The following is a 12,082-nucleotide window of genomic DNA, read 5'->3' as shown; positions in this document are numbered from 1 at the left end:
ATGTTTTGGATTTTTTAAGAAAAGCGAAAGACTCGCTAAAGCTGGCTATGCGCCAGCGAATTGGCGTCAGCTTAACAGACACTTCCTGCAATATTCGAGCATTTACCTACAAGGCCGGTGGTTATGTCCTAGGAAGGCGGACACTGTCAATCACGGGGCCTGTGCTAAGCTGGCGACCCTTTTTTATACAGTGGAGTCTTGGCGATGAAGGCACGCATCCAATGGGCTGGCGAAGCCATGTTCCTCGGCGAATCCGGTAGCGGTCATGTCGTGGTCATGGACGGTCCGCCCGATGCCGGCGGTCGTAACCTGGGTGTCCGGCCGATGGAAATGCTCCTGCTGGGTGTCGGCGGTTGCAGCAATTTCGATGTGGTCAGCATCCTCAAGAAATCACGCCAGGCCGTTGAGAGCTGCGAAGCTTTCCTCGAAGCCGAGCGCGCGACCGAAGATCCAAAGGTGTTCACCAAGATCCACATGCACTTCGTGGTCAAGGGCCGTGGGCTGAAAGAAGCGCAGGTCAAGCGTGCCATCGAGCTGTCTGCGGAGAAGTATTGCTCTGCCTCGATCATGCTCGGCGCGGCCGGCGTTGAGATTACCCACGACTACGAAATCATCGAACTCGGTTGAATCGACATTCAACTATCATAAAAGCAGTGCAGACTCTGGCGATCCCAAGCTGACGTCTGCATAATGCGCCACTTTTTTCAGGGTAGTGGCCCGTCAGCCGACAGGCCGCACACCCGAACAGACAACCAAAATCGCCATCGCGAAGAGGTGTTAACCGTCCTACGCAGGTGCGTCGTTCGCATCTGACGGGCATGCTTGATCACGCGGCCGGGCCGCAATACATAGAGAGTTTTTAACGGTGAAAAGCAAACTCAAGCTCCACGGGTTCAATAACCTGACAAAGACCTTGAGCTTCAACATCTATGACATCTGCTACGCGGAAACCCCGCAAGACCAACAGGCTTACGTCGAGTACATCAATAAAGAGTACAACGCGAAGCGCCTGACGCAGATCCTCACTGAAGTTGTCGATATCATTGGTGCCAACATCCTGAACATTGCCAGTCAGGACTACGAGCCGCAGGGCGCCAGCGTCACGATTCTGATTTCTGAAGAACCGGTGACCCCGACCGACAGCCAGATCGAAGAGTCCCCGGGCCCGTTGCCCGAAATCATCCTGGCCCACCTCGACAAGAGCCACATCACGGTGCACACGTACCCAGAAATCCATCCGGACGACGGTATCGCAACCTTCCGTGTGGATATCGACGTGTCGACTTGCGGGGTCATTTCACCGCTTAAAGCGCTCAACTTCCTGATTCACCAGTTCGATTCGGACATCGTGACCGTGGATTACCGTGTGCGCGGCTTCACCCGTGACGTTGAAGGCAAGAAGCACTTCATCGACCACGAGATCAATTCGATTCAGAACTACCTTTCCGAAGACACCCGCGACGCGTACCAGATGACCGACGTGAACGTGTATCAGGAAAACCTGTTCCACACCAAAATGCTGCTGAAAAACTTCGAGCTGGACAACTACCTGTTCGGCGACGCGACCAACAACCTGTCCCCTGAGCAACGTGCCCAGGTGACCGATCGCGTGAAACACGAAATGCTCGAAATCTTCTACGCACGCAACATGCCGAACTAAGATTTCCGGGCACAAAAAAGGCGACTACCTAACGGCAGTCGCCTTTTTTATTCTTTGAATGTGGCTCCATGTGGGAGCGAGCCTGCTCGCGAAGAGGCCAGATCAGGCGACCGAAAGGTCAGATCCGATAAGTACTCTTGGTCATCACCTTGGCCAACAAGCTCATCCCGAACTTCACCGGCGCCGGAAAACGGAAGCCGCCAGCCTCCAGCGCACTTTCGGCATGCTGCTCTTCATCAATGCGCATTTGCTCAAGAATCGCCCGGGACTTTTCATCTTCGGCCGGCAGTTGCTCAAGGTGTTCGTTCAAGTGTTTGCACACCTGATCTTCCGTTGCGGCAACGAAGCCCAGGCTGACTTTGTCGCTGATCAACCCGGCCACCGCGCCAATCCCGAAGGACATGCCGTAGAACAGCGGATTGAGAATGCTGGTGTGGCTGCCCAACTGATGGATGCGTTGTTCGCACCAGACCAGATGGTCGACTTCTTCTTCGGCGGCATGTTCCATGGCGGCGCGCACTTGCGGCAGCTTGGCGGTCAGGGCCTGCCCTTGATACAGCGCCTGGGCGCAGACTTCACCGGTGTGGTTGATGCGCATCAGGCCGGCAACGTGCCGGGTGTCTTCGTCGCTCATTTTCGCGTCCGGCTGCACGATGGCGGGCGACGGACGGTACGGCTGGCCGCTGAAGGGCAGCAAGGTACGCATCGCGGCATCGGCTTGCAGCAGAAGACGGTCAATCGGCGAGTAGTGACGTTGGGTAGTCATGCTGACCTCCGGGGGGAATCTCGGCGGCCAGTTTAACCCAATCGGCCGGGGAAGGTTTGCGTTGGGTCATGTGTGAGGTCACCACCAAACGTTTAGGAGCCGGCTTGCTGGCGATGGCGATCTCAATGACGCCATCGCCAGCGAGCCGGCTCCTACAAGGGCAGCCTGAGAGTCAGCCCGGCGGCCAGTGCATCTGACGCTGACCCAGCACGTGCATATGAATGTGATAGACAGTCTGCCCACCTTCTTCATTGCAGTTCATGACAACGCGGAAACCTTTTTCGCAGCCCAGCTCCAGGGCCAGACGCTGGGCAGTGAACAGGATATGCCCGGCCAATGCTTTATCGTCCTCGGTCAGGTCGTTCAAGGTGCGCACCGGTTTCTTCGGGATCACCAGAAAGTGCACCGGCGCCTGTGGGGCGATGTCGTGGAAGGCCAGAACCTGGTCGTCCTCGTAAATGATCTTCGCCGGGATTTCCCGGTTGATGATCTTGGTGAACAGAGTATCCACAGCTGTTTTCTCCGTTGTTTGGGCTGGCCCGAGTGTACTCATGGGTGTTGCCCGAGCCCAGCCTTTTACCTTGCAGGTCGATTAGCGCGGGCAGTAGGCCTTGATGACCATGCCGGCGATTGTCCGGGTCAGCCACCGCGTGCTGAACCGGGGCAGGGCGGCGAACCAGCGGTTGCGTCGTCCCGGGATAATGATTGCGCGATTTTTCTCCAGGGCTCGCACGGTATAGAGCGCGACTTCTTCCGGGCTCATCAGCAAATTGCTGTTGGCCAGTTTGTCGCTGTTCAGTTGTGCGGTACGGAAAAACGCCGTGCGGGTGGGGCCGGGGCAGAGCACCGATACCTTGACCGCACATTTTTTCAGCTCGACGCGCAGGCCTTCGGAAAAGTGCAGCACATAAGCCTTGCTGGCGTAGTAAGTGCTCATCCACGGACCAGGCTGGAATGCCGCGACCGAGGCGACATTCAGAATCTGCCCACCACCCTGCAAGGCCATGCTGTTACCGATGGCGTGGCACAGGCGGGTCAGCGCCAGAATGTTTACTTCGATCAGGTCCTGTTCGGTCATCCAGTCCTGCGCCAGGAACGGGCCGCAGGTGCCGATGCCGGCGCAGTTCACCAGCAGATCGATTTGCCGGTCGCCTTCTTCCAGTTCCAGCAGGAACCCGGACAGCCGCAGCGGCTCGCCCAAATCACAGGCACGGAACAACACTTCCACGCCAAAACGTTGGGTCAGTTCAATCGCAATACTTTCCAGCTGATCACGTTGTCGGGCCACCAGGATCAGGCTGCGGCCGCGCCGGGCCAACGCTTCGGCCATGGCCAGGCCGATACCGCTGGAGGCGCCAGTGATCAGAGCATAACGGGTCATGCAGTTCTCCATCGCAACAGCTCCGCGCCGCGACGCAGGTGTCACGGGCGGGGAGCGCTGTTCATTCTTTCGCAGAGTCTACAGGGGGCTGGGCTTCTTCGGCTGCATCGTCGGCGGAAATTGGTGTGGGTTCGACCTCGACGTCGATCTCATCGGTGGTGACCGAGCCACTTTGGTAACTGCTTTCAAGGGTGTTTTCGTATTCGTCCTGAATGGCCGAGATACCGCCGGCCATTGCACCGACGATAAGCAGCGCAATCAACACGATCCACAACGACGACAGCACCTTGACTGCCGTGCTGTTGGGCGGTGGCGGGGCGCCATAGCGATTGGCAAGGTGGGTTCCCGGTATGAGCAACAACAGCAGCGGGAAGAAACTGCCAACGAATGGCACCAGGTTCAGCAGCCATAGCCAGCCGGACCAGCCGATATCATGCAGGCGCTGAACAGTGATCAGGATACTGGCGATAAGGAAGACAACGCACAGAATGAATGCCAGAAGGCCGCCGAAGATCAGTCCGGCGGTCGAATCGGTGCTGACGAGCGCCAGGCCGACCAAGGCAAATACACCGACCACAGCAATCGTCACCAGGCTCAGCACCATCGACCATGCGAGGAACCGCAGGCGTCCGATGCGGCCTTCGACGCCGAAGGGCTTGAGCGTGGCGTACTCGGGCATGCGTTCGCCAACGTTGGCTTGCGGCGGTGCGTAAGGGGATTCGGGTTCCGCTGCGATCGCGGCTGGCGTGTGGTCGTGGAGATCGGACAGCTTCAGATCGATCGAGGACTCGGGCTCGACACGGGCATCGATGCCGGTTTTCTTTAGTGCTTGAAGGTAGGTCTGTGCGTCGTCCTGTGACAAATCACGTTTGAGGGCGACCGGTTTGCCGCTGAATAGTCGCTCGACGGCGGCGACTTCGCTCTTGTACAGCTCAGCGAGATTGAGTTTGGCGGTGGCGATATCAACGCCTGGCAGTAGCGTGCCGTCGAAGACGATCTTGAAACGGTTTTCGCTCATTGCCGAGGCATCCTTGTCGCGAGTATTGAGTTACGGAGTGTAGGGCCAGTCAGATGCGGCTGGCCCGAGTTTCTTTCATCGTGGCCAGCGCTTGGGCAGTTGCGCCGCGTGCTCCAGTGCCTGGCGGTATTCGGCGTCGAGGCGCACCACCAGTTGATCGACGCTCGGCAGATCATCGATTTCACCCACGCCCTGGCCCGCGGACCACACGGTTTTCCAGGCTTTGGCTTCATCGCTGATGGGTTTGAGCTTGGAGCCAAAATTGACTTCACCCTTGTTTTGCAGGGCTGCCATGTCGAAACCGGCGGCCTCCAGGCTCTGGCGCATGAAACTCGCCGGTACGCCCGATACCGCTGGAGTATGGATGATGTCTGCCGCTCTGGCCGTCAGCAGCATCTCTTTGTAGGCGTCAGGCGCATGACTTTCGGTGGTGCCGATAAATCGCGTGCCGAAGTAGGCCAGATCCGCGCCGAGCAATTGTGCGGCGAGAATTTCGTGGCCATGGTTCAGGCAACCGGCCAGCAGCAAAGTCTTGTCGAAGAACTGGCGGATCTCGGCGATCAGCGAGAACGGGCTCCAGGTTCCGGCATGCCCGCCCGCGCCGGCGGCGACGGCAATCAAGCCATCCACGCCGGCTTCGGCGGCTTTCTCGGCATGACGACGGGTCGTCACGTCATGGAATACAAGGCCGCCGTAGCTGTGGACCGCATCGACCAGCTCCTTAACGGCGCCGAGGCTGGTGATCACGATCGGCACTTTGTGCTCGATGCAGATCTCCAGGTCCGCCTGCAGTCGCGGATTGCTGTTGTGGACGATCAGGTTCACCGCGTACGGCGCGGGGTTCTCCAGTGTCGCCAGTCCCGCTTCGATTTCTTCCAGCCAGGCCTTGAAGCCACTGCTTTCGCGCTGATTCAGCGCGGGGAAACTGCCGACTACGCCATTACGACAGCAGGCGAGCACCAGTTGCGGATTGGAAATCAGGAACATCGGCGCCGCCACAACAGGCAAGCGCAAACGTTGTTCAAGCAGAGCGGGCAGCGACATTGGAAGTACCCCGGTAAGTGGTGTCTATTGGATTTAGAACGGCCGAACGACGACCAGAATTACGATTGCCAGCAATATCAGAACCGGCACTTCATTGAACCAGCGAAAAAAGACATGGCTGCGGGTGTTTTCGCCACGGGCAAAACGCTTCACCTGTGCGCCGCACATGTGGTGATAGCCGATCAGCAGGACCACCAAAGTCAGCTTGGCATGCATCCAGCCGCCCTGGCCGAAATAGGCACTCGGATTAAGGCTGATCAGCCAGCCGCCGAAAATCAGCGTAGCGATCATCGAAGGCCCCATGATGCCGCGATACAACTTGCGCTCCATGAGACTGAAACGTTCCTTGCTGACGGTGTCTTCGCTTTGTGCGTGGTAAACGAAGAGTCTCGGCAAGTAAAACAGGCCGGCAAACCAGCAAACGATGCTGACGATGTGAAGCGCTTTGAGCCACAGAAAAAGCATTTTTAGTTATTCCCCAATTCACGGTAGCGGGAATAGTAGAGGCTTGAGCGCCCGCACGTCACCTTGACGGTTGTCGCAGGCGAGCGCGGCCCCTATTATCGACGGCTTTCCAGTGGGTTCGTTGAGGGCAGGTTTATGGTCAAGGTCGGTATCGTCGGCGGCACGGGTTACACGGGTGTCGAACTGCTGCGTCTGTTGGCACAGCATCCGCAAGCAGAAGTGGTTGTCATCACTTCCCGATCCGAGGCTGGCCTGGCCGTGGCCGACATGTACCCGAACCTGCGAGGCCACTACGATGGCCTGGCGTTCAGCGTTCCGGACATCAAGACCCTTGGTGCCTGCGACGTGGTGTTCTTCGCCACGCCGCACGGCGTTGCACATGCCCTGGCAGGTGAGCTGCTGGCGGCCGGGACCAAGGTCATCGACCTGTCGGCTGACTTCCGTCTGCAAGATGCAGATGAATGGGCCAAGTGGTACGGCCAGCCGCACGGCGCGCCGGAACTGTTGGACGAAGCGGTCTACGGGCTGCCAGAAGTTAACCGCGAGCAAATCAAGAAGGCGCGCCTGATTGCTGTTCCGGGTTGCTATCCGACTGCCACGCAGCTGGGTTTCCTGCCGTTGCTTGAAGCCGGTCTGGCCGATACGTCGCGTTTGATTGCCGACTGCAAATCCGGTGTCAGCGGTGCGGGTCGTGGCGCAGCTGTAGGTTCGTTGTACTCCGAGACGTCGGAAAGCATGAAGGCTTATGCCGTCAAAGGTCACCGTCACTTGCCGGAAATTCGCCAGGGTCTGCGTCGCGCAGCGGGCAAGGATGTCGGCCTGACTTTCGTTCCGCACCTGACGCCAATGATCCGGGGTATCCACTCGACACTGTACGCAACTGTTGTGGATCGCTCGGTGGATCTGCAAGCGCTGTTTGAAAAGCGTTACGCCAGCGAACCGTTCGTCGACGTCATGCCGGCCGGCAGCCACCCGGAAACCCGCAGCGTGCGCGGCGCCAACGTGTGCCGTATTGCGGTGCATCGTCCGCAGGATGGTGATCTGGTGGTGGTGTTGTCGGTGATCGATAACCTGGTCAAGGGCGCGTCGGGTCAGGCGGTGCAGAACATGAACATCCTGTTCGGGTTGGATGAGCGCTTTGGTCTGTCCCACGCTGGGATGCTGCCGTAACGGTTTATTTCCCATGGCAAAAAGGCCCGTAGAACGGGCCTTTTTGCATTCTGGGTCGGCGAACGGGTTGGTTGATATACCATAACAATAGTTGACCGCTTTTCTAGGAGAAGCGGATAATGCGCGTCATCACGCAATATGACGGCGTAACGCCGGGAGATAGTCAGCATGAGCGTCGAATCCTTCACCCCCACGGCTTTGCAATTCACCCACGGTGCCGCGCACAAGGTGAAGAGCCTGGTCGATGAAGAGGGGAATGATCGCTTGAAGCTGCGCGTATTCGTTACGGGCGGCGGTTGTTCAGGTTTTCAGTACGGCTTCACCTTCGATGAAGAAGTGGCCGATGACGACACCATCGTCGAGCGCGAAGGTGTAAGTCTGGTTGTTGACCCCATGAGCTTCCAGTACCTGGCCGGTGCCGAGGTGGATTATCAGGAAGGTCTCGAAGGTTCGCGTTTCGTCATCAAGAACCCGAATGCAACCACCACGTGTGGCTGCGGCTCGTCGTTCTCGATCTGATCAACGCACCTGCTTCACCAAGCGCCGCATGGCTTCAGGGCCCTGCGGCGTTTTGCTGTCTGGCGTTTATGCGGGGTAGATGGCGCCGAGTACGCGCAAGCCGCGGGCGCCGGTGACGCTCGGGCGATTGGCGGCGATGCCTTCGAGGCAGCAGCGGGCCAGCCAGGCGAAGGCCATGGCTTCGACCCAGTCGGGGTCTACGCCGTACGTCGCGGTGCTGCTGACTTCTGCGTTCGGCAGCAATTCGGCCAGGCGCTTCATCAGCGTGGCATTGTGCGCGCCGCCACCACAGACGAGCAGTTCTTGAGTGTCCGATTGGGCGCTTTGCAGTGACTCAATGATGGTCAGTGCAGTCAGTTCCAGTAGCGTTGCCTGCACGTCTTCGGCGGCGAAGCTGGGTAACTGTGCCAGGTGGTGTGTCAGCCAAGGCAGATTGAACACTTCCCGGCCGGTACTCTTCGGGCCTTTGGTTACGAAGAATGGATCGCTGAGCAATTCCTTCAACAGAACCGGTTCAACCTTGCCGCTGGCGGCCCATTGGCCATCACGATCAAAGTTTTCGCCGCGTTGCTGGTGAATCCATGCATCCAGCAGCACGTTCCCCGGCCCGCAGTCGAAACCGGCAACAGGTTGGCCGGGTTCGATCAGGCTGAGGTTGCTGAATCCGCCGACGTTCAGAACGGCGCGGTTGCCAATGCGCTCTTCAAACAAGGCTTCGTGAAAGGCAGGGACCAGCGGGGCGCCTTGCCCGCCAGCCGCAACATCACGGCTGCGGAAGTCGCTGACCACGGTGATGCCGGTCAACTCGGTCAGAAGCGCCGGATTACCGATCTGCACTGTGAACCCGCGCGCCGGTTCATGGCGGATGGTTTGGCCATGGCTGCCAATCGCGCGAACGTCTTCGGGTTTGAGGTGCTGTCGATCAAGGAGGGTGTGAATGCCCTGTGCTGCCAGCTTCACCCAATTCTGCTGGGCGATGGCGGAGCGGGCAATCTCGTCCGGACCGCTGGCGCACAAGCCAAGCAGCTCGGTGCGCAGGGATTCGGGCATTGGGATGTAATGGGTGGCGATCAGCCTGATCGCCGGGGCTATCTCGACCAGCGCGATGTCCAGGCCATCGAGACTGGTTCCGGACATCACGCCTATATAGAGCGCCATGGCTTAGCGCTTCGACGCCAGCATGGTGGATTTCTCTTGATCCATGCGCGCCATCAGCGGCTGACTCTGTGCGAGGAAGCGAGCGCGTTCAGCCTTGGAAATCGGATCGGCCATTGCCACTTTCTGCCCCAGCGGGTCGACGTGAACGCCGTTGACCTGGAATTCGTAGTGCAAGTGCGGGCCGGTAGAAAGTCCGGTAGTGCCGATATAACCGATCACCTGGCCTTGCTTGACATTACTGCCTGTCTGCACGCCTTTGGCAAAACCCTGCATGTGGCCGTACAGCGTACGGTAGGTGCTGCCATGCTGGATGATCACAGTGTTGCCGTAACCACCGCGGCGCCCGGCCAGCAAGACTTTGCCGTCACCGGCGGCTTTGATTGGCGTACCGCGTGGTGCTGCGTAGTCAACGCCTTTGTGGGCACGGATCTTGTTCAGGATCGGGTGTTTGCGGCCCATGGAAAACTTCGAGCTAATGCGAGCGAAATCCACAGGAGTACGGATGAACGCCTTGCGCATGCTGTTGCCATCAGCGGTGTAGTAGCTGCTGTTGCCTTGTTTGTTGGTATAACGCACAGCGGTGTAGGTCTTGCCGCGGTTGGTGAAACGTGCGGACAGGATCGGGCCATTGCCGACCGCTTTGCCGTTGACGACTTTCTGTTCGTAGATCACATCAAATTCGTCACCCTGGCGAATGTCCTGGGCGAAATCGACGTCATAGCCAAACACGCTGGCCATGTCCATCGTCAGGCTGTGGGACAGGCCGGCGCGAGCGGCAGACTGCGACAGCGAGCTGTTGATCACGCCATGAACATAGGCGGAGCGTACGGTCGGTTTGGCGGTAATGCGGTTGAACGAGTAGCCCTTGTCATTCTTGGTCAGAGTGATGGTTTCGAGGTCGCTGACTTTGCTGTGCAAATTGGCCAACTGGCCGTCGGGGCTCAATTCGAATTCGAGTTTCTGCCCATGCTTGAGCTGGCTGAACTGCTTGGCCTGCTTGTCGCTGGCCAGTACGTCATGCACTGAAATGGCTGGAAGACCGACCTTCTCGAACAGCGTGGAGAGGGTATCGCCCTTGGCGACGATCACTTCCCTGTGGTTTGGCGCCTTCTTTTCTTCGATGGCCGGCGCAGGTGTTGGGGCTGGTGTTGGTGCTGCTTGAGCAGTTTCCTGGGTGTCTTCTGCGCTGTTGTCGATCTGCGCGAAAGGAGAAGCTGCTGGCTCATTTGTGGCTTGGAGGGCCTCAGCAGCGTCTTGATCTTGTGTCAGTTGTTCAGCAGGACTTTCCAGTTCAAGGCTCAGGGTTGTCTTTTTGGCTTCAACATCACTGGAAGGGAATACCAGAAGCGCCAGGCTCAGAAGCGCGGCGATGCCACTCGCTGCGAGCAGGTGGGTCTTCGGGTAAAGCGGAGGCGCTTTAGACGATTCTTTGGTCATAAGTAGTGTTTTGACTTTGAAAAAGGAATTGGAAAAGATGAATGACATGATGAAGATGAAATAACTGTATAAAATATAACCAAATCATCCCTGAAGCAAGTCCGCGGACACTCTGCCAGCGGATTGGCGTCATTGCGCCGACCAAACTTTGTATTTGACGCGTGATCTTGTATGGTTGGTCCCCTTTGAATTCGAGCCTTGCGGGTCTGTTATGAAGTCGGTTGAAGAGCAGCTAGCGCTGATTAAACGTGGTGCGGAAGAACTGTTGGTCGAGTCCGAGCTGATCGAAAAGCTCAAACGCGGCCAGCCGCTGCGTATTAAGGCTGGCTTCGATCCGACCGCCCCGGATTTGCACCTTGGGCACACCGTGCTTATTAATAAGCTGCGCCAGTTCCAGGAGCTGGGTCACCAGGTGATCTTCCTGATTGGCGATTTCACAGGAATGATCGGCGATCCGAGCGGCAAGAGTGCGACGCGACCTCCGCTGACTCGCGAGCAGGTTCTTGAGAACGCAGAGACCTACAAGACTCAGGTTTTCAAGATTCTCGATCCGGCCAAGACCGAAGTGGCATTCAATTCCACCTGGATGGATCAGATGGGGCCGGCCGACTTCATTCGCCTGACTTCGCAGTACACCGTGGCTCGTATGCTCGAGCGCGATGACTTCGACAAGCGCTACACAACCAATCAGCCAATCGCCATTCACGAGTTCCTCTATCCGCTGGTTCAGGGCTATGACTCCGTCGCCTTGCGTGCAGATGTCGAGTTAGGTGGTACCGATCAGAAGTTCAACCTGTTGATGGGGCGTGAACTGCAGCGTGGTTATGGTCAGGAAGCTCAATGCATTCTGACCATGCCGTTGCTGGAAGGGCTGGATGGCGTGAAGAAGATGTCCAAGTCGTTGGGCAACTACGTCGGTATCCAGGAAGCGCCGGGCGTGATGTACGGCAAGCTGGTCTCCATTCCCGATGCGCTGATGTGGCGTTACTTCGAACTGCTCAGCTTCCGCTCCATGGATGAGATCAATGCATTCCGCGCTGATGTGGAGGCGGGCGCCAATCCGCGTGACATCAAGATCAAGCTGGCCGAAGAGATTGTTGCTCGCTTCCATGGTGAAGAAGCAGCGGCCAACGCCCATCGTGCGGCGGGCAACCGTATGAAAGATGGCGAGCTGCCAGACGATCTGCCTGAGATTGAATTGACCGCTACTGAAGATATGCCGATCGCTGCCGTCCTTAATAAGGCAGGCTTGGTAAAGAACTCGGCTGTGGCTCGAGATCTGCTCGGTTCTGGCGGTGTGCGTATTGATGGTGAAGTTGTCGATCGCACCTTTATATATGCGCTGGGCGCGACCCATGTTTGCCAGGCAGGCAAGAAGGCATTTGCGCGTATTACGCTCAAATCCGAATAAACCTGAAATAAGGGGTTGACGGCAGATCTCAGGTGTCTATAATTCGCCCCACT

13 protein-coding genes are annotated in these 12,082 nt (G+C 57.9%); 5 read left to right on the top strand and 8 right to left on the bottom strand.

Annotated features, from left to right (window positions below):
- Positions 1 to 204 precede the first annotated feature (204 nt).
- The gene (locus NL64_RS06590; protein WP_008061600.1) at positions 205 to 627 is read left to right on the top strand and encodes an OsmC family protein; all 423 of its coding nucleotides are present in this window, start codon (positions 205 to 207) and stop codon (positions 625 to 627) included.
- Between the two features lie 238 nt (positions 628 to 865).
- Positions 866 to 1,660 carry an adenosylmethionine decarboxylase gene (speD, locus tag NL64_RS06585; protein WP_034147353.1) on the top strand — a complete coding sequence of 265 codons (795 nt, stop codon included), beginning with the start codon at positions 866 to 868 and terminating at the stop codon, positions 1,658 to 1,660.
- Between the two features lie 118 nt (positions 1,661 to 1,778).
- Here speD and coq7 read toward each other — a convergent pair whose 3' ends face one another.
- The 6 genes from coq7 to hemJ all read right to left on the bottom strand — a co-directional run bounded on the left by coq7 (position 1,779) and on the right by hemJ (position 6,334).
- Positions 1,779 to 2,426, bottom strand: a complete 648-nt coding sequence (gene coq7, locus NL64_RS06580) for a 2-polyprenyl-3-methyl-6-methoxy-1,4-benzoquinone monooxygenase (protein ID WP_034147352.1) — start codon at positions 2,424 to 2,426, stop codon at positions 1,779 to 1,781.
- 172 nt (positions 2,427 to 2,598) lie between these two features.
- Positions 2,599 to 2,937 carry a histidine triad nucleotide-binding protein gene (locus NL64_RS06575; protein WP_008027110.1) on the bottom strand — a complete coding sequence of 113 codons (339 nt, stop codon included), beginning with the start codon at positions 2,935 to 2,937 and terminating at the stop codon, positions 2,599 to 2,601.
- 81 nt (positions 2,938 to 3,018) lie between these two features.
- Positions 3,019 to 3,807 carry an SDR family NAD(P)-dependent oxidoreductase gene (locus NL64_RS06570; RefSeq protein WP_034147351.1) on the bottom strand — a complete coding sequence of 263 codons (789 nt, stop codon included), beginning with the start codon at positions 3,805 to 3,807 and terminating at the stop codon, positions 3,019 to 3,021.
- 61 nt (positions 3,808 to 3,868) lie between these two features.
- Positions 3,869 to 4,825 (bottom strand): DUF805 domain-containing protein, encoded by a 957-nt coding sequence (locus NL64_RS06565; RefSeq protein ID WP_034147350.1) that lies wholly within the window; start codon positions 4,823 to 4,825, stop codon positions 3,869 to 3,871.
- A 75-nt stretch (positions 4,826 to 4,900) separates the two neighbouring features.
- A complete protein-coding gene (locus NL64_RS06560) occupies positions 4,901 to 5,869 on the bottom strand; it encodes an NAD(P)H-dependent flavin oxidoreductase (protein ID WP_034147349.1) in 969 nt (322 codons plus the stop codon).
- 33 nt (positions 5,870 to 5,902) lie between these two features.
- Positions 5,903 to 6,334, bottom strand: a complete 432-nt coding sequence (gene hemJ, locus NL64_RS06555; protein ID WP_034147348.1) for a protoporphyrinogen oxidase HemJ — start codon at positions 6,332 to 6,334, stop codon at positions 5,903 to 5,905.
- Positions 6,335 to 6,469: 135 nt separating this feature from the next.
- Between hemJ and argC the strand changes: the two genes are divergently transcribed.
- Positions 6,470 to 7,504: an N-acetyl-gamma-glutamyl-phosphate reductase gene (gene argC, locus NL64_RS06550; RefSeq protein WP_034147347.1), complete on the top strand. Its 1,035-nt coding sequence runs from the start codon at positions 6,470 to 6,472 to the stop codon at positions 7,502 to 7,504.
- 168 nt (positions 7,505 to 7,672) lie between these two features.
- On the top strand, positions 7,673 to 8,023 hold the full coding sequence (gene erpA, locus NL64_RS06545; protein ID WP_007906865.1) for an iron-sulfur cluster insertion protein ErpA: 351 nt from the start codon (positions 7,673 to 7,675) through the stop codon (positions 8,021 to 8,023).
- A 66-nt stretch (positions 8,024 to 8,089) separates the two neighbouring features.
- Here the strand turns inward: erpA and NL64_RS06540 are convergent, their stop codons facing one another.
- Both NL64_RS06540 and NL64_RS06535 read right to left on the bottom strand, forming a co-directional pair.
- Positions 8,090 to 9,181: an anhydro-N-acetylmuramic acid kinase gene (locus NL64_RS06540; RefSeq protein ID WP_034147346.1), complete on the bottom strand. Its 1,092-nt coding sequence runs from the start codon at positions 9,179 to 9,181 to the stop codon at positions 8,090 to 8,092.
- 3 nt (positions 9,182 to 9,184) lie between these two features.
- A complete protein-coding gene (locus tag NL64_RS06535; RefSeq protein WP_034147743.1) occupies positions 9,185 to 10,618 on the bottom strand; it encodes a peptidoglycan DD-metalloendopeptidase family protein in 1,434 nt (477 codons plus the stop codon).
- A gap of 211 nt (positions 10,619 to 10,829) precedes the next feature.
- On the opposite strand from NL64_RS06535, the gene tyrS reads away from it, so the two are divergent.
- Positions 10,830 to 12,029: a tyrosine--tRNA ligase gene (tyrS, locus tag NL64_RS06530; protein ID WP_034147345.1), complete on the top strand. Its 1,200-nt coding sequence runs from the start codon at positions 10,830 to 10,832 to the stop codon at positions 12,027 to 12,029.
- The last annotated feature ends 53 nt before the right edge of the window (positions 12,030 to 12,082 follow it).

The sequence above is a fragment of the Pseudomonas fluorescens genome (assembly GCF_000802965.1).
Taxonomy (GTDB): Bacteria; Pseudomonadota; Gammaproteobacteria; order Pseudomonadales; family Pseudomonadaceae; genus Aquipseudomonas; species Aquipseudomonas fluorescens_A.
The sequence above is the reverse complement of the archived record's forward strand: the minus strand, read 5'-3'. Positions and strand labels throughout refer to the sequence as shown.

What these genes read in the sequence shown, in the direction of transcription:
- NL64_RS06590 (WP_008061600.1), top strand. Translation starts at nt 205, where the DNA reads ATGAAGGCACGCATCCAATGGGCTGGCGAAGCCATGTTCCTCGGCGAA.
- coq7 (WP_034147352.1), bottom strand. Translation starts at nt 2,426, where the DNA reads ATGACTACCCAACGTCACTACTCGCCGATTGACCGTCTTCTGCTGCAA.
- NL64_RS06570 (WP_034147351.1), bottom strand. Translation starts at nt 3,807, where the DNA reads ATGACCCGTTATGCTCTGATCACTGGCGCCTCCAGCGGTATCGGCCTG.
- NL64_RS06565 (WP_034147350.1), bottom strand. Translation starts at nt 4,825, where the DNA reads ATGAGCGAAAACCGTTTCAAGATCGTCTTCGACGGCACGCTACTGCCA.
- NL64_RS06560 (WP_034147349.1), bottom strand. Translation starts at nt 5,869, where the DNA reads ATGTCGCTGCCCGCTCTGCTTGAACAACGTTTGCGCTTGCCTGTTGTG.
- hemJ (WP_034147348.1), bottom strand. Translation starts at nt 6,334, where the DNA reads ATGCTTTTTCTGTGGCTCAAAGCGCTTCACATCGTCAGCATCGTTTGC.
- argC (WP_034147347.1), top strand. Translation starts at nt 6,470, where the DNA reads ATGGTCAAGGTCGGTATCGTCGGCGGCACGGGTTACACGGGTGTCGAA.
- erpA (WP_007906865.1), top strand. Translation starts at nt 7,673, where the DNA reads ATGAGCGTCGAATCCTTCACCCCCACGGCTTTGCAATTCACCCACGGT.
- NL64_RS06540 (WP_034147346.1), bottom strand. Translation starts at nt 9,181, where the DNA reads ATGGCGCTCTATATAGGCGTGATGTCCGGAACCAGTCTCGATGGCCTG.
- NL64_RS06535 (WP_034147743.1), bottom strand. Translation starts at nt 10,618, where the DNA reads ATGACCAAAGAATCGTCTAAAGCGCCTCCGCTTTACCCGAAGACCCAC.
- tyrS (WP_034147345.1), top strand. Translation starts at nt 10,830, where the DNA reads ATGAAGTCGGTTGAAGAGCAGCTAGCGCTGATTAAACGTGGTGCGGAA.